We start from the raw sequence: 14,993 nt of genomic DNA, 5'->3' as shown, positions 1-14,993 counted from the left end.
GCTCCTCCTTAGGAGCCATTATATCCGCCACGACCGATGGCACGCCATCGGTTTATCTCGTCCGCGTACCAAATCATTAACCGTCTGCGCTCGTCTAACAGCATCGCCTTATTATAAACGCCGCGCACACCGCTGATGATATGGGCCAACTGCAATTCGATCGCATCAACTGACCATAGCCCGCTTTCGTGGGCGTGTGTGCTAAAAACCTTGCGGAATCCATGTATCGTCATCTTGTCCCGCCAGCCGGCCTGTGTGATAACGTGCAAGGGGCGGTGTCCGCCGATGCCGCCAAATAAAAGGTCTCCGGAAATTCCGCGCCGAGCGCGCTCAACCAGCCAAGCAGACAATAAATCCACAACGTCAGGCGCGAGTGGGACAACATGTGGCCGCCTCATTTTCATGCGCGCTGCAGGGATCGTCCATGTTGCCGTCTCAAAATCAAATTCGGACAACTCGGCATTGACTGCCTCGCCCCGGCGGACAGCAGTATAAGCAATCAGCCAAAAAGCAGTAACAGCGGCCATATCCAACGCGACATGAGTATCGACAGCCCCTAAAAACTCAGGCATTTGGACAGATGATAAATGCCTAAATCCCTTGTATTTATATGGCGGTAAAGCAATATTGAGGCCGTCTGCAGGATTATTCTCGCACCATCCTTTCACTTTTGCATATCGGTAAACCCCACTGATCACTTGCAGCAAACGGCGCGTCTGAGACGGAGCATTCACGCCGAATCGTTCGACGCATGCCAAAATCTCATAGGGTTTGATTTTATGGATACGCTTATTGCCGATGGCCGGATATACCCACAAGACCATACGCTCACGCGTATATTTCTGCACCTGTGCGCAGCAATGCGCCAGGCTCATAGACAAATACTCTTCAGCAGCCGCCCGAAACAAAGGCGGCCGCCTAAACAAGGCGGCCCACATCTCACACCTCATTGCCCAAAGCTTTTTCCAGCACCAGTCTGGCGAGCTTTTTATCAATCGCCCGATCGACTTTGCGGCAATATTGCCCATATGTCTTATATTTTGTGGTAAAAATAGCATCGGGGAGGGTAATAACGACAGGGTCGGAAAGAATAACGAGACCGTAAATGATTTTGCGGACTGAGTAGCCATTTTCGACTTTTTCGATGGTATATCGGGTAGTATCTTTAATCATGTCAGCTCCTTTAGGAGTTGGCGGGCCTTTATTGACCCGCCTAAAGTGTATTTACAGATAGTTTTCAAATTCAATTTTGGCGGCGGCTCCCATCTGATCTTTATCAATCAGGCCATCCATATCCAAAACGATTCGCCCGGCAAATTCATTATTGACCATTTTGCGCCATTCTACCCGGCTCATTTCTTTCATATTTTCCCAATCCAATGGGGAGTCGCCTTCAGAAAGAGCGGTCAAATCGTCCATCAGCTGGCCTACGTTGTATTCGTAGCTGCAATGGCAGAAGAAATTTTCTTCGAAACTTTCCTCATTTTCCCCATCATCGTACCAGATGCCGAGATGGAGACCGCCGCCGTTATCTTCAAAAACCGCAAATCCGGTTACGCCGTTTTCAGAGATGCCTTTGATGATTTGTTCAATATTTTTCATGATTGATTTCCTTTAAGGTTGTTCAGGCTTGCTTTGTGCTTCCTGATGAGTTGTATTATACGCGATATTTTCGCATAGTCAACAATATTTTCAAAATTATTTCCGGTAAAACAAAAAGGCCGTCTGAAACAGGTTTTAAACCCCATTTCAGACGGCCTTTAATCCATCTTTAAAAGTCCCAGCCTTCCATCATTCTTGCAAACCTCCAAGCAAATCAACCAACTCACCAAGAATCACACTCAGTGCAGCCGCCATCAGTAGCTGTGTGGCATAAGCCATACTTTCCGCATCATCGCAGCTGCCTTCAGCTTCTTCCTGCACAACGTCCAGCCATTGGATACGTTTCAGTGTTAAATCCTGTGTCAGAATAAATGCTACGCGGTCATTCCATACCAAGCCAAGTTCGGTTACTTTCATGCCGTTTTTGGCGTGTTGTACCACATCTTCGGCGGTAAGGTCTTTGCGGCTGATTTTAACTTTGGGAGCAACATCGCCCGCTCCGACCAGGGTAACATCACTATCTAACACAAACCGCCCCTGAGCTTCGCCCTGCAACAGCCAATTGGTCATCAATGATGCCGGCGATTGACGGGCAACCGGCTGTTGAGCAGGCAAGCCGCCAAGGGCTTCGCGCAACTTGGTCAACAGGTTTTCTGCCTTATGGCGGCTGGCAGTATCTATCCACAGCCAACCTTTAGCCAGCAGACCATTTGTGCAGCTGCTTTTGGTTAGGGCTCGGGTCAGCAGGTTGCTGGTTAGGTCTTCGCGCAGCTCGTTCTTTTCTTTGCGACCGATTTTTCTTCCTTCTCTGGCTTCGAGTTTTTTAACGATTTCGTCCAGATTGTTTTTAATCACTGCATTCGGCAGCATTTTTTCTTCGCGCTTCAGGGTAATAAGCATAGTCTTTTGCGCTTCAAACACGGCAAGTTCGGCAAACGCATTTGGGTGAGTAAAGCCCTCGGAAAACCAGTCGAATCCATTGAGTTTCTTAAACCAACTACTTCCAAGAGATTCATCTAAATAGCGTTTTTCGGGCAATTCCGGCAAGCGAAATGGAGTAACTTGTTTAAACCACATAATATAATCCTTTATAAAATCTACTTATTACCAAAGAAGAAATAAAATCAACGCAAGAAAAAACCAAACCACCCCGAAGCAGTAATAAATAAAGGCTTTTTTTCGGGCGCGCATAGCCTCTTTTTCTCCTTCTTTCACTTTTCCCCACACGAGAAAAGCAGTTTCCAATTTTCGGTTGGCATTTTCGACTTGAGCGTGGATGTAGAAGGAATCGCGTGCGGCAGTTCTTAAAACTTCCAGCTCATCGGTATTTAAGTTTCCGTTTTCCATCACGACAACTCCTGCTCAGTAGGCTCAATCACAAAATCCTCAAGCCCCGACACAATCTTAATCCCCGGCACTTGGCCGTCTGAAAAACGCTCTTTTTGATTCAGGATGGCGTCTTTGTCGATTTCCTTTTTAGTGCGGACAAACTCGGCAAAGGCGGATTTCTCGGAGAGCCACGCCAAGACGGCGGCCACGCCCGTTACCTTGACGGATGGCGGACGGATGCGCCATTTAATCAGGCCGGTAGTAAAGTCCACAGTTTTGGTTTTACCGTTTTCCGTCAGCTCATCCTTATGTGCCTCGCAGTAGGCGGCCACACGTTCGGTCAGGCTCATGATTTCGGCACACATCGGCGCGGCTTTGGCGGCATATTCTTCTTCGATGACCGCTTTTTTGTCTCCGGCTTCGGTTTCCAGGCGTTTGACTTCGCGTTGCAAATCGCCGATTTTGCGGATAAACGCAGTAACTTCCGCTTTATCTTGTGCCGCTTCGATAGCGGGCTGTTTGATTCGGGTTTTAGCCATTTTCTTTTCCTTTCCTGATTAATTAATTGATTGCATTTATTTGTTAATCTCAAAGAGCCCCTGTTCGGCAGTGGCAATCCGTTCTTTCGCGCCTTCGACATAATCCTCCGTCGTTGCCGCTGCTGCTAAGGCATACGCAATAAATGCCACACTTTCTTTGATTGCCCATTCCGCAGGTGTCAGTTCATCGCTATCAGGAATAAAGGGGGCGGCAATAAGCAGACCTTCTTCGGTTTCCTTAATTTCAATATTCCATTTTTTCATCGCTTTCCTTTCTTGTTTAAAATTGCCTCAACTTTCGCGCGGTTTCTCAAAATCTGCTCGGTGGCGGTTTCAGCCGGAGGCGGTATAAGTGACTTGCCTCTTAACACCTCTTTAATTACGCCCTGAATGCGGTTTAAAGCTGATTTCCCTTTCGCTTTTTCCTCCGCCGTGGGGTGGTAGCGGTGTTCCAGCTTCAACGGCTCCGGCGGTGGCGGCAGCTTGTCTAAAAAGTCTTTCGGACTCGGCCATCGGCTCATTTCATTCGCCAGCACCATAAAGGCCGTCTGAAAGCGCGGTACATCTCGCGCTTCATCCCACCCCCGGCCGTGCGCCAATACACGGCTCCAAGTTTGCGCGGTGGCGGCCACAGTATCGGCAGCCGGCGAACCGCTCAGACGCAGGGTCAAAAGCATGGTCAGGCCGTCAATCATGGCGTTATGCAGTTGGGTAGGCAGTTCTTTCATTTCTTCAGTCCTTGCAGCGATGCGGCTGCGGTCAGGGTTTGGCTGGGGTTGGCCGGCAGTGCGGCGCGGCGGCTGGGTTGGTTTACCGTCTGTTGCCCTGCGCTTGGCTGGCCGACCCAGCCTGCAAGGATTTCGTATAAGTAGCCGTGCGACTTCAGCGGCGTTTTCAGACGGCCTTGGTCGCGTGCGTTGACCGTCTCGTTAAAGCCGTGAATCCAAGCCTCGGCAGGGGCATGGAAACAAATCCCGTCGCGTACCGCCTCCTGCGCCTTAATCATCGGCAGCAACTCGTTCAGCAGTTTCGCGGTACGCGCCCAAGAGAGCTGGGATTTCGCAGGACGGAACAAACCGATATACCGTATCGCCGCCTTGCCCAATTCCGCATCCATCTCCAATACAGCCTTTAATACCGCCGAAGCATCTGCATCATTGATTAAGGCGTCCAGGCTATGCACCGCCCCGCAGTTCGGGCATTTCACGTTCATGACTCACTCTCCCATAATGTTCGACGTTCAATCGTCTTAACGGTCTTGACGACTTTCCGTTCCCATCTTCCACAGTGTCGGCATTTGCGTGATTGTTTATTGGCATAGACCCATTTGTGATGCCATTCAGTTAATGTACACCCTCCGATACGTTCGTATTCGTCCCATTTAACTTCGGCAACCACCTCTGTTTCAGGGGTTTTAACAAAACAAAATGTCTCAACTTTTTCGGAGCCGTAATAAATCCTGCTGCCAATAAAGTCTCCAAGACCATCTTCAATAAACCAGCCGATATACCAGCCAAACCCATCTTTAAACTTAACAATTCGCGGATAAGCTCCTAAAGCTTCAAGCAGTTTTGTTTTTTTCTTCAAAAATCGGAAAATATAGCCAATGTATTTGGGGTCTTTTTTAGGGTTGAATTCTTCGATGTTCATTGTTTATCCTTCCAAACATCGCCACCAGCCTGTACATTTCCATTGCCTTTTACGATTTGAACATTACCTGCCAAGTGATTTTCAAGTTCAGCTTGTTTATCGATCCATGTCTTAAACTCTGACCAAGTTTCAAACTTAGTTTGCTTGTCGCGCATCAACCTGCCCAACTTAATGCCCAGATAAGACAAAAACATTAAACCGCTGATAAATGTCCAAAACACTGATGCTGACCAATGGCTGATATACACACAAAAACTCAACATCAACCCCGTGAAAACATCCTTAATGATGCTTTCCAAAACACTTTCACTTGCGTTGTACGCAACAAAGTTTTTACCTCTGATTTCAATCATTTAACCACCCCAAGAATCGCCAAAAACGCCACAAGGACAACAATCAACCCAAAAAACATACCGCAGGCATCCAAAACAACAGCTTTATTCTGCTGCTTAAACCAGTTTTCAATCAGGCTCATCAGTGCCAAAACCACCAGTGCCAAACCAATCAGCCCGCATATCAATAGATAAATCATCATTCCGGTAGTCATCACATTTCCTCCCAAGCTTCTATTGCCATTTTCAGTGTTGCCGCCTCCGCCGTTTTAAAAATACCGTCCGGCGCGCGGGTGGCAATCACGAAACCCTCACCGTCCTTTTTCATGACCATGAGTTCCCCACGGTCTTCCAGCCATTCAATTAAATCTTTTTCGTTCATTTCCGCTCTCCAATTTGTTTAACGCCTTCTGCGCCGTTCATCGCGTGGTGCAGTTGCACTTTTTTCCCTGCCGCGTGCCCCTTGACTATTGCCTTAATCATCGCGGCACTCCCGTCCAGTTTGGACGACTTGGCGTCTCTAACTACCGCCTTGGCGATATGCGGATGTTTTTTTCTTTTATAGTCAGCCATGACCGCCTTTTCATCGTCTGACATCTCAAATTCTTTGACGGCACCCCACGCACCCATCATCCATCCGTTACAAAACTGGTCGGCAAGATAGGTTCTGTTTGATGGTTTTCTTGCTCGGCAGGTTTTCAGAAATTCGCGACGGGCGGCGGAAATCTGCCGATAGACCACATCAAAAGCATAGGAAGCAATCTCAGCTCGGTTGCCCAAACCGTAAAAAACCATTGCATCTCCCTGTTGATAACATTTGCACCCGAAAACTTCGGAAATCATGTTTGCGACGGCCCACTGCCATTCGGCCAGCTTAACCGCCATTCTCCGGTCAGCCCCTTGTTCAGAGACTTCTGATAAAGCAATATCTACAGCATTGACTTCATACTTCTCCATCAAAGCCTGCGCCTGCTTTAATGCCTGTGCGGCTTCATGTTCATTTGCCGACTTACTCAAAGCCAAACATTTCTTGATTTTGTCTAAGACTTTTTCTTTATTCATCTTAAATCCTTTTAAATCAATACCTTATATTTTCAACAAGGCAAAAAAATATAGAGCAACATCAACGGCTTACCGTTTTAATTGTCGTCATACTCGTCATGGCCTTCGCCTATCATGTGCAACACGACAATTCGGGCCAGCATTTCAAGCCAAATCCCCAGCAGCACCAACACCGCCAATACGACAACAAACCAAATCATTTTTTCTCCTCCTTCTTCTCGGCAGGCCGTCTGAAACGCGCCTGATATTCCTCAATTTCACGCTCCCGGCTTTTTTGCGCCATTCGCGCCGTCGCACGCCTGCGGTGTTGTCCCCAAGCCTGCCAATCCGTATTACGTCGTCCGAAACTCATTTCACACATCCTTTCACAATCGCCTTATCGCCATATTTCGCGCGGATTTCCTTTACCGCCCGTGCCAAAGCCTCTTTTTTCGCCGCAGGGCTCAATAAAATTGGCTTATCGCTCATAAACAATCCCTTTCATTTTTTCCTCGACGCTCATTGACTCGTATTGCTCTTCCAATACCTTGACCTCCAAATCCGCCATCCGCTCGCGGCGCAACATTTCCGCCTTCGCTTCCGATGGCTCCGGAACACAACCGCGCAATATCGATACGAAAAACACAGCCCAAACCAACATAGCCGCTCCCAACAACATCCGCTTGTAAAACACAGTAGACATTTTACTATTTCCTTATAAATCAATTACTTAATATTTTCTCAAGGCAAAAAAATTATTGCGTACCCAATCCGCCTTCACTTGAGCCGCCCATTCCTTGGCTTCCTCTTTGCTTTCAAATCGCTTCCGCAGTCGGCGGATTTGCAACCATGCGAAGCCTTCTTTGCGCTTGCCGCGTACATCAGCCCGCCAAATCTTCCTCCGTTTATGGGTTTCGTAGTCGTGCCAAGTGTCCTCATAGACTCTGGCGTGTACCGCATATTCGTGTCTCATTTCAGACGGCCTTTCTTATCGGATAATTAAGGAGCTGTATTTCTTAACGATACCGGCCTGCATCTTGATACCGTTCTTGTTCGCCGTGCGTACCGCGCCGCGCATCAATTTGCTCATCCGGCGCGTATTGCCGTTGCTATGTTTAACCAGTTCCAAGAGCGTCTCCTCGTCCGCATCAGGCAAAGCCGCTTTCGCAATCTCAAAGAGCTCGTCATCCGGCAAAGATTCGCCCAAATTCAGCGCAACAGACACGCGGCTATAAAGTTGCACCAGCTCGCCATGCTTACCGCGCAGGTTGGCCACCAGTCGGGGCATACCGCTCAACACCAAGCCGCAGCCAGTCTCATCGTGCAGACGGCGTACAATTTCAAGAGCGCGTAAAGGCAGGTTTTCCGCTTCATCGACCACAATCAGACGGCCCGAATCGCGCAGGCGGTCAGATACCGATTCAAACAAATCATTCAGGCTGCCCATCGCCGAAACCTTCGCCGCCGTCGCCAACTTGCGCATCAAGACCAAAGCCGTAAAGCTCGGATTAGCCTCAATCAAGATGGCCGCAGGGTTTTTCTCGCAGTAGTTTTTGACCGCCTGAGTCTTGCCCAATCCAGCCTGACCGTAGATCACCACCGTTTCGCCGCCTTCGTGCGCATCGCGCATCACTTCCGCGATTCGGCGGGTAGTCTTAGTCGATACAAAACCCAACACCAGCTCTTCGCGTTGCGCTTTACTGTCCTGCATCTCCAAAAACGCCTCGATTTTCGGCTCGATGGTTTCATAATTGCCACCTTTTTCCGCATAAGTGCCGTTCAGATACATACTGATGGAGGACGGCGAAGTACCGATACCGCGTGCCAGTTGGGTTTGGTTCATGCCTGATTTGGCTTTAAATTCAGCCAGTTTTTGTTGCAATGTATGATTGATTTGTTTCATTTTTTTAGTCCTTTTAAAAGAGGTTTAAAACCGTTTTAACTTCTATCCGCCTCAAACAACACAAAATCGTCTGTGCCCGTTTTCGGCAATACCGCATACTCCGCCTCGATGACGTTTCCGCCCAAATGTCCCAGCTCGTCCCAAACCGCAGCCTGTTCCAAAGCCGGATTGACTTCCGCGTTTGCGAGCTTGATTGCATTTTCCGCCCGCTTGATTTTGCCTTTTCGGCGTTTTTCCGCCAGTTGGTCGATACGAGCCGTCGGGAAAGCCTCGCAGGTATTGCCGTTGGCCTGCGCCTTAGTGATAAACTTGCCGTCCATATCAAACACATTGACCGCCGACGCATCGCTCAAATCGTAGCTGACCCGTACCTCGTCCTTGTGATACTCCGCCAGCTCAGTTGAGAAATAAGAGTTGTTGAACAAATCCAGCCAACCGCGCTGTACCTTTCGCACCTCTTGCGGCATAAACATCGTCGCCAGCTCTTCTGCCGACAACATATCCGGCGCGATACCGTCCTGTTCCAGCCTCATTTCCCGATAAGCCTTCGGCGAATAATGCCCGCCGTCCGGATGTCGGGGCAGCTCGCCGTGCGGGCGGTTGTTGTATTCGTCGATACACTTGACCACATCCGCTATAAAACGCGACCAGCTCGGCAGTTTTTTCAAATATTTCTGTTGTTCCTCCGTCAAATCCTTGCCTTTTTCCAAAGCATTAAAAGCACTTTCCATCTTGCGGTACATCAGGTTCTTCGTGCTGCTGTCCATCCCTGCACCCGCAAACGTCTCATACTGGCGCGCCATCTCAATCAGATTGTCTTTCCACCATCGCTCAATGATGCCGCGCCCTTGCGGATTGCCCGCGATACCCGTTTCATGCCGGATACCCAGTCGGGACGTGATACCTGTGATTTCATGGTCTATCGTCTTGCCGGTTTGGCCGCCGCCGTTATCCGAGTAGTAGATGATCGGCAAACCAAAGTGCTTGACCCCGATACGCAGAGCGTCCGATACCGCCACACAACTTTCAGCGAGAGATACCGAAAAACCGACCACAAACCGCGTACAACCATCAATAATCACCGTCACTTCAGGCTTAAACGGTCTGCCGTGTACAGGGTGCGCCACCTTCGCCTTAAAGCTGTGGCCGTCTCCGATCCAAACATCGTTCGGCTTCAAAGCCCCCCAATCACGTTTCACATAAGGTAGCAGCGATTTATAAGCCGCCCCTGTTTTCCTGCCGCGCTCCTGCATAATCAACGGGAGCTTGTCCCAAACGCGCCGCACCATACTCAAGTTAGGCACATCATTGACCGGCATATTTTCCGCTTCCGCCCACTGCACAAACCGGCGGTAGCTGTGCGCCAGCTTCGGCGCTGAAGGGATATTGTGAAACTGCATAAACATCGGCAACCAACCGTAGCTCTCAATCGGCTTAACCACCTTCGTCGTCTTCGGAGCCAAAGCAACCAACCGCTCCGTCGCGTTTTCCGCTTTCAAATAAGCAGATATCCAGCCGTCTAAAGTACGTTCGCCAACCTTTGCCGACCGGCTGCGGTCATTGGCCTTTTCCAAGTTACCGAGCGTGACCGCGTCCAATTTACCTTCTGCCAGCAAGCCCAAAAACTGAGCCACCGCAGCCTTGGCAGAGCAACCGTATTGATATTTAATCCCCAACACCGCCGCCACCACCGCACATCGCGCATCCGCCACCGACCGTTGTTTCTCGTTCAACAGCTTGGCCGCTTCAGCCAGTGCCTGAGCCGACATCGCCGTCCCCGGTCTGACTTGGGGCAGGGTTTTCGGCATCTTCTCCGCCAGCTCGTCCGACTGCCGTTTCATGATGGCTGCTCGGATTTCGGCAGGGAGGGAAGCGATTTTATATAGTTTTTTAGGTCGGCCTCTTCCTATTTGCTCAAAACAGTGTTGCCAATTATTTTTCTTGGCATGGTATTCAATCCCTTGTCTATCAGTTGGTAGGCTCGGAATTCCTAATTTCGCAATATCAGATGCAGATATTTTCATTTTTTCCGCTTTCTATTTTTGCTTAAATGCGTTACTCTTTTGGAACTATTTAGCAAAATAGTTATCTATTTATAGATCTTGGGAAGGTTGGCTTATGGTTTCGTTTCTCAAAACGAGATGGCCAGATTTCTTCTGCGGGTACTCCAATCGCTGCTGCAATGATTCTTTCGCCTTTCAGATAAGGAGCATCTAAAGCTTTCCCTAATGTATTTGGTGCTAAATTAGCCTCGATAGATAACGCTCTTACAGACCAGCCTGCCTTTTTAAGACGAGCCACAATGTCAGCACGATGCCAATCAGTCATGGTTTCTTGCTTTTTTTTCATTCTCGCAATTCCTTAATTAAGTAGGTTTATTAACCGCCGTTATTTAGTAAGTGAGTGAATTATATTTAGCAAAACAGTTTCCTGCAACTATTTTGCTAAAATATTTTTCTCAAAAACGTAATTATTTTCACAACATATTGATTATTTGAGTAATCTTATTTAAGCAAAAGAGTTTCTTTTTTGCTTAATGCTTTGCTTAAATGAGTTAATTAGGATTGCTATGGATACTTTTTTAGATAGGCTCAAATTTCTTTGGCCTCATGGGGCTAAGCCATCTGACATCTATAACAAAATAGAAATGTCGGCTTCTGGATTTAATAGAGTTTGGAAAGAGGGAGCTATCCCAACAGCCGATTACCTAGTAAAAATTCAAGAAGTTACCGGTTGTGATTTAAACTGGCTGCTGACCGGAAAAGGCTTGCCGTATCTCGACAAAGCCAGTACAGAGAGTATTGGAGCCTTCCCGGTATCCAATACCGGCTCAGGCGCGGTGGATACCTTGGGCAATCCGGTTGATCTGCGTGAGTTTGTCTTTATCCCGCGATACAACGTTGAAGCGGCGGCAGGGCATGGACAAGCAGTGAATGATGAAAAACCATTATTCTGCATGGCTTTCCGGAGATACTGGATAGAAAACTACGTTACCCGGCAGACAGACAAGCTTTCTGTAATCGCCGTTAAAGGCGACAGCATGGAAGGCATCCTGAACCACGGCGACAACATCCTAATCAACCACGCCGAAATCGAGCCGCGCGACGGCCTGTACGTCCTACGCATAGGAAACGACCTGTTCGTCAAAAACATCCAACGCCTGCCCGGCCGGCTCTTGGTTAAATCCGCCAATCCCCTCTACGAACCTTTTGAAATCGACCTCACAGCCGACAACACCGATACAGCCATCATCGGCCGGGTAGAATGGTTCGGCCGTACCGTAAACTGATTTTAAAACCCTCTTAAAATAGTTTTAAAAATTTCCCAATCCCGTCAACTTCAAACAAAAAACCGCGCATTCCGGCGCGGTTTTGTGAAAAAGCTGGCGTAACTTTTCCGGATACAAAAAAACGCCGAAATCCACGTCTTTCGAAGATTTCAGCGTTTTTTTAATCTATTTGTTCCTTGTGCAAAAACTAACAGTCCCCCACATTAAAGACCGCAAAGAAATCGAAAAACGCCAGGAAGAAAACCGTAAAGACCGGGAAAAAGCTACCGCCAAATTCCGAGAGTATTTCCCCAATTTTGTCGGCGAACCCAAATCCAAAGATATTCTGAAACTGCGCCTGTACGAGCAACAACACGGCAAATGCCTGTATTCGGGCAAAGAAATCGACTTAGGCCGTCTGAACGAAAAAGGCTATGTCGAAATCGACCATGCCCTGCCGTTCTCGCGCACATGGGACGATAGTTTCAACAATAAAGTGCTGGTATTGGGCAGCGAAAACCAAAACAAAGGCAATCAAACCCCTTACGAATACTTCAACGGCAAAGGCAACAGCCGCGAATGGCAGGAATTTAAAGCGCGTGTCGAAACCAGCCGTTTCCCGCGCAGTAAAAAACAACGGATTTTGCTGCAAAAATTCGACGAAGATGGCTTTAAAGAACGCAATCTGAACGATACGCGCTATGTCAACCGTTTCCTGTGCCAATTTGTTGCCGACCATATGCGGCTGACAGGTAAAGGAAAAAGACGTGTTTTTGCCTCAAACGGACAAATTACCAATCTGTTGCGCGGCTTTTGGGGCTTGCGCAAAGTACGCGCGGAAAACGACCGCCATCACGCCTTGGACGCTGTAGTCGTTGCCTGCTCAACCGTTGCCATGCAGCAGAAAATTACCCGTTTTGTACGCTATAAAGAGATGAATGCGTTTGACGGTAAAACCATAGACAAAGAAACAGGAGAAGTGCTGCATCAAAAAGCACACTTCCCGCAACCTTGGGAATTTTTCGCACAAGAAGTCATGATTCGCGTCTTCGGCAAACCGGACGGCAAACCCGAATTCGAAGAAGCGGATACCCCCGAAAAACTGCGTACCCTGCTCGCAGAAAAATTATCATCTCGTCCCGAAGCCGTACACGAATACGTTACGCCACTGTTTGTTTCACGCGCGCCTAATCGGAAGATGAGCGGGCAAGGCCATATGGAGACCGTCAAATCTGCCAAACGACTGGACGAAGGCGTCAGCGTGTTGCGCGTACCGTTGACACAGTTAAAACTGAAAGACTTGGAAAAAATGGTCAATCGGGAGCGCGAACCTAAGCTATACGAAGCGCTGAAAGCACGGCTGGAAGCACATAAAGACGATCCTGCCAAAGCCTTTGCTGAGCCGTTTTACAAATACGATAAAGCAGGCAACCGCACCCAACAGGTAAAAGCCGTACGCGTAGAGCAAGTACAGAAAACCGGCGTATGGGTGCGCAACCATAACGGCATTGCCGACAACGCAACCATGGTGCGCGTAGATGTATTTGAGAAAGGCGGCAAGTATTATCTGGTCCCGATTTACAGTTGGCAGGTAGCGAAAGGGATTTTGCCGGACAGGGCTGTTGTACAAGGAAAAGATGAAGAAGATTGGACGATAATGGATGATAGTTTTGAGTTTAAGTTTGTACTTTATGCGAATGATTTGATTAAAGTAACCGCGAAAAAGAATGAATTCTATGGTTATTTTGCCGGTCTAAATAGAGCAACAGGAACTATTGATATTCGTGTACATGATTTAGATAGCACCAAAGGAAAAAACGGCATTTTCCAAAGTGTTGGTGTCAAAACCGCCCTTTCATTCCAAAAATACCAAATTGACGAACTGGGTAAAGAAATCAGACCATGCCGTCTGAAAAAACGCCCACCTATCCGTTAAATTAATCCATCCCTGTTTCAGACGGCCTGAAGCAGGGATTTTTTATATAAAAATAAGGGGAAAAACATGACTTGGCGCAGCCTGCTCATTCAAAATGGCGGCAAACTATCCTTGCAACGCCGGCAACTGCTGATTCAACAAAACGGCGAGTCCCATACCGTACCATTAGAAGACATTGCCGTTATCATCATCGAAAACCGCGAAACCCTGATTACCGCCCCGCTTCTGTCAGCCTTAGCCGAACATGGCTCAACCCTGCTGACATGTGACGAGCAATTCCTGCCCTGCGGACAATGGCTGCCTTATGCCCAATATCACCGCCAACTCAAAATCCTCAAGCTGCAACTGAATATAAGCGAGCCCTTAAAAAAGCAACTCTGGCAACATATCGTCCGCCAAAAAATCCTAAATCAAGCATTTGTCGCAGACGAAACAGGCAATGATCTTGCAGCCAAACGGCTGCGCACTTTGGCAGTCGAAGTCCGTTCAGGCGATACCGGAAACCGTGAAGCCCAAGCTGCCGCCCTCTACTTCCAAGCCATTTTTGGAGAAAAGTTTACCCGTAATGATAACAATGCCGTCAATGCCGCATTGAACTACACCTACGCCGTACTCCGTGCAGCAGTTGCACGCGCCCTGACCTTATATGGTTGGTTGCCTGCATTAGGCTTGTTTCATAGAAGCGAACTGAATCCATTCAACCTCGCCGATGACTTTATCGAACCCTTACGCCCACTGGCCGACTTGGTCGTTATACATTTGCATGAACAAGGCCGTCTGAAAACTGATCTGCCCCCCGGCATCAAACAAAACCTTATCAAGACCCTTCACTGTCAAATCTGCATCGAACGACAACACTTCAGCACCTTGGCCGCTATCGACAAAATGATTTCTTCATTTCAAGCCAGCGTAACCGCCAAAAATGCCAAACAGCTGAAATTGCCTGAAATCTTGCCATTGAAAGAATACCAATATGAGTGAGGCCAAATTTATGAGGATTATCGTCTTCTTCGACCTACCGGTTACCACGGCGGCCAAGCGCAAAGCTGCCAATCAATTCCGACAGTTTCTATTAAAAGATGGATACCAAATGCTCCAACTTTCCGTATACAGCCGTATTGTCAAAGGTCGAGATTCGTTGCAAAAACACCACAATAGACTATGTGCAAACCTACCGCAAGAAGGCTCAATCCGCTGTTTGGAAGTAACAGAAAAGCAATTTGCCACCATGAAACTGCTGTTGGGAGAGCTAAAAACCCAAGAAAAAAGGGTCAATTCAGACCAACTATTATTATTTTAAAGCCACTTTTTTAGTCAAAATAAAACGGGAAACCCTTATAGAATAAGGATTTCCCGTTGGAGTATTGTAGCACTGCGAAATGAGAAAGGGAGC

24 protein-coding genes and 1 pseudogene are annotated in these 14,993 nt (G+C 48.1%); 4 read left to right on the top strand and 21 right to left on the bottom strand.

Features of this window, described 5'->3' with window-relative positions:
- Positions 1-8: 8 nt before the first annotated feature.
- From HMPREF2596_RS09700 to HMPREF2596_RS09615, 21 genes are all read right to left on the bottom strand, one after another.
- Complete coding sequence (locus HMPREF2596_RS09700; RefSeq protein WP_168167175.1) at positions 9-938, bottom strand: tyrosine-type recombinase/integrase; 930 nt, start codon at positions 936-938, stop codon at positions 9-11.
- 1 nt (position 939) lies between these two features.
- On the bottom strand, positions 940-1,173 hold the full coding sequence (locus HMPREF2596_RS11430; protein WP_070850892.1) for a hypothetical protein: 234 nt from the start codon (positions 1,171-1,173) through the stop codon (positions 940-942).
- Between the two features lie 51 nt (positions 1,174-1,224).
- The gene (locus HMPREF2596_RS09690) at positions 1,225-1,602 is read right to left on the bottom strand and encodes a hypothetical protein (RefSeq protein WP_070850891.1); all 378 of its coding nucleotides are present in this window, start codon (positions 1,600-1,602) and stop codon (positions 1,225-1,227) included.
- 189 nt (positions 1,603-1,791) lie between these two features.
- Entirely contained in the window at positions 1,792-2,679 is an 888-nt protein-coding gene (locus HMPREF2596_RS09685) for a recombination-associated protein RdgC (RefSeq protein WP_070850890.1), read from the bottom strand.
- Positions 2,680-2,706: 27 nt separating this feature from the next.
- On the bottom strand, positions 2,707-2,949 hold the full coding sequence (locus tag HMPREF2596_RS09680; RefSeq protein WP_070850889.1) for a hypothetical protein: 243 nt from the start codon (positions 2,947-2,949) through the stop codon (positions 2,707-2,709).
- Positions 2,949-3,470 (bottom strand): host-nuclease inhibitor Gam family protein, encoded by a 522-nt coding sequence (locus HMPREF2596_RS09675; protein ID WP_070850888.1) that lies wholly within the window; start codon positions 3,468-3,470, stop codon positions 2,949-2,951. Before HMPREF2596_RS09675 ends, HMPREF2596_RS09680 begins: the two co-directional genes overlap by 1 nt.
- A 36-nt stretch (positions 3,471-3,506) precedes the next feature.
- Positions 3,507-3,734 (bottom strand): hypothetical protein, encoded by a 228-nt coding sequence (locus HMPREF2596_RS09670; protein WP_070850887.1) that lies wholly within the window; start codon positions 3,732-3,734, stop codon positions 3,507-3,509.
- Entirely contained in the window at positions 3,731-4,198 is a 468-nt protein-coding gene (locus HMPREF2596_RS09665; RefSeq protein ID WP_070850886.1) for a hypothetical protein, read from the bottom strand. Before HMPREF2596_RS09665 ends, HMPREF2596_RS09670 begins: the two co-directional genes overlap by 4 nt.
- Positions 4,195-4,683 carry a hypothetical protein gene (locus HMPREF2596_RS09660; RefSeq protein ID WP_070850885.1) on the bottom strand — a complete coding sequence of 163 codons (489 nt, stop codon included), beginning with the start codon at positions 4,681-4,683 and terminating at the stop codon, positions 4,195-4,197. The genes HMPREF2596_RS09665 and HMPREF2596_RS09660 overlap by 4 nt, the downstream gene beginning before the upstream one ends.
- Complete coding sequence (locus tag HMPREF2596_RS09655) at positions 4,680-5,120, bottom strand: hypothetical protein (protein ID WP_070850884.1); 441 nt, start codon at positions 5,118-5,120, stop codon at positions 4,680-4,682. Before HMPREF2596_RS09655 ends, HMPREF2596_RS09660 begins: the two co-directional genes overlap by 4 nt.
- Positions 5,117-5,473 (bottom strand): hypothetical protein, encoded by a 357-nt coding sequence (locus HMPREF2596_RS09650; protein ID WP_070850883.1) that lies wholly within the window; start codon positions 5,471-5,473, stop codon positions 5,117-5,119. Before HMPREF2596_RS09650 ends, HMPREF2596_RS09655 begins: the two co-directional genes overlap by 4 nt.
- Entirely contained in the window at positions 5,470-5,667 is a 198-nt protein-coding gene (locus HMPREF2596_RS09645; RefSeq protein ID WP_070850882.1) for a pyrophosphate-energized proton pump, read from the bottom strand. The genes HMPREF2596_RS09650 and HMPREF2596_RS09645 overlap by 4 nt, the downstream gene beginning before the upstream one ends.
- Entirely contained in the window at positions 5,667-5,834 is a 168-nt protein-coding gene (locus tag HMPREF2596_RS11425) for a hypothetical protein (protein WP_168167174.1), read from the bottom strand. Before HMPREF2596_RS11425 ends, HMPREF2596_RS09645 begins: the two co-directional genes overlap by 1 nt.
- Positions 5,831-6,514 carry a DUF7168 domain-containing protein gene (locus HMPREF2596_RS09640; protein ID WP_070850881.1) on the bottom strand — a complete coding sequence of 228 codons (684 nt, stop codon included), beginning with the start codon at positions 6,512-6,514 and terminating at the stop codon, positions 5,831-5,833. The genes HMPREF2596_RS11425 and HMPREF2596_RS09640 overlap by 4 nt, the downstream gene beginning before the upstream one ends.
- Before the next feature lie 77 nt (positions 6,515-6,591).
- Entirely contained in the window at positions 6,592-6,714 is a 123-nt protein-coding gene (locus HMPREF2596_RS11680; RefSeq protein WP_283140428.1) for a hypothetical protein, read from the bottom strand.
- A complete protein-coding gene (locus HMPREF2596_RS11420) occupies positions 6,711-6,866 on the bottom strand; it encodes a hypothetical protein (RefSeq protein ID WP_002246176.1) in 156 nt (51 codons plus the stop codon). The genes HMPREF2596_RS11680 and HMPREF2596_RS11420 overlap by 4 nt, the downstream gene beginning before the upstream one ends.
- A gap of 105 nt (positions 6,867-6,971) precedes the next feature.
- The gene (locus HMPREF2596_RS09635) at positions 6,972-7,196 is read right to left on the bottom strand and encodes a hypothetical protein (RefSeq protein ID WP_070850880.1); all 225 of its coding nucleotides are present in this window, start codon (positions 7,194-7,196) and stop codon (positions 6,972-6,974) included.
- 27 nt (positions 7,197-7,223) lie between these two features.
- Positions 7,224-7,466 (bottom strand): toxin PIN, encoded by a 243-nt coding sequence (locus HMPREF2596_RS09630; protein WP_070850879.1) that lies wholly within the window; start codon positions 7,464-7,466, stop codon positions 7,224-7,226.
- A gap of 15 nt (positions 7,467-7,481) precedes the next feature.
- Complete coding sequence (locus HMPREF2596_RS09625) at positions 7,482-8,396, bottom strand: AAA family ATPase (RefSeq protein WP_070850878.1); 915 nt, start codon at positions 8,394-8,396, stop codon at positions 7,482-7,484.
- Between the two features lie 35 nt (positions 8,397-8,431).
- Positions 8,432-10,420, bottom strand: coding sequence for a Mu transposase C-terminal domain-containing protein (locus HMPREF2596_RS09620; protein ID WP_070850877.1), 1,989 nt, complete (start codon positions 10,418-10,420; stop codon positions 8,432-8,434).
- Between the two features lie 61 nt (positions 10,421-10,481).
- On the bottom strand, positions 10,482-10,745 hold the full coding sequence (locus HMPREF2596_RS09615; protein WP_082815528.1) for a helix-turn-helix domain-containing protein: 264 nt from the start codon (positions 10,743-10,745) through the stop codon (positions 10,482-10,484).
- Between the two features lie 220 nt (positions 10,746-10,965).
- Between HMPREF2596_RS09615 and HMPREF2596_RS09610 the strand changes: the two genes are divergently transcribed.
- The 4 genes and pseudogenes from HMPREF2596_RS09610 (at position 10,966) to cas2 (ending at position 14,900) form a co-directional block, all read left to right on the top strand.
- On the top strand, positions 10,966-11,685 hold the full coding sequence (locus tag HMPREF2596_RS09610; RefSeq protein ID WP_070850958.1) for a LexA family transcriptional regulator: 720 nt from the start codon (positions 10,966-10,968) through the stop codon (positions 11,683-11,685).
- A 205-nt stretch (positions 11,686-11,890) separates the two neighbouring features.
- Positions 11,891-13,600, top strand: a pseudogene (gene cas9, locus HMPREF2596_RS09605) (type II CRISPR RNA-guided endonuclease Cas9); the annotation flags it as partial.
- A gap of 66 nt (positions 13,601-13,666) precedes the next feature.
- Positions 13,667-14,581: a type II CRISPR-associated endonuclease Cas1 gene (gene cas1 / locus HMPREF2596_RS09600; RefSeq protein WP_070850876.1), complete on the top strand. Its 915-nt coding sequence runs from the start codon at positions 13,667-13,669 to the stop codon at positions 14,579-14,581.
- On the top strand, positions 14,574-14,900 hold the full coding sequence (cas2, locus tag HMPREF2596_RS09595) for a CRISPR-associated endonuclease Cas2 (RefSeq protein ID WP_036493500.1): 327 nt from the start codon (positions 14,574-14,576) through the stop codon (positions 14,898-14,900). The genes cas1 and cas2 overlap by 8 nt, the downstream gene beginning before the upstream one ends.
- Positions 14,901-14,993 lie beyond the last annotated feature (93 nt).

The sequence above is a fragment of the Neisseria sp. HMSC078C12 genome, from assembly GCF_001838065.1.
Taxonomy (GTDB): domain Bacteria; phylum Pseudomonadota; class Gammaproteobacteria; order Burkholderiales; family Neisseriaceae; genus Neisseria.
Note: the sequence above shows the minus strand (reverse complement) of the source record. Positions and strands in the feature narration are given on the sequence as shown.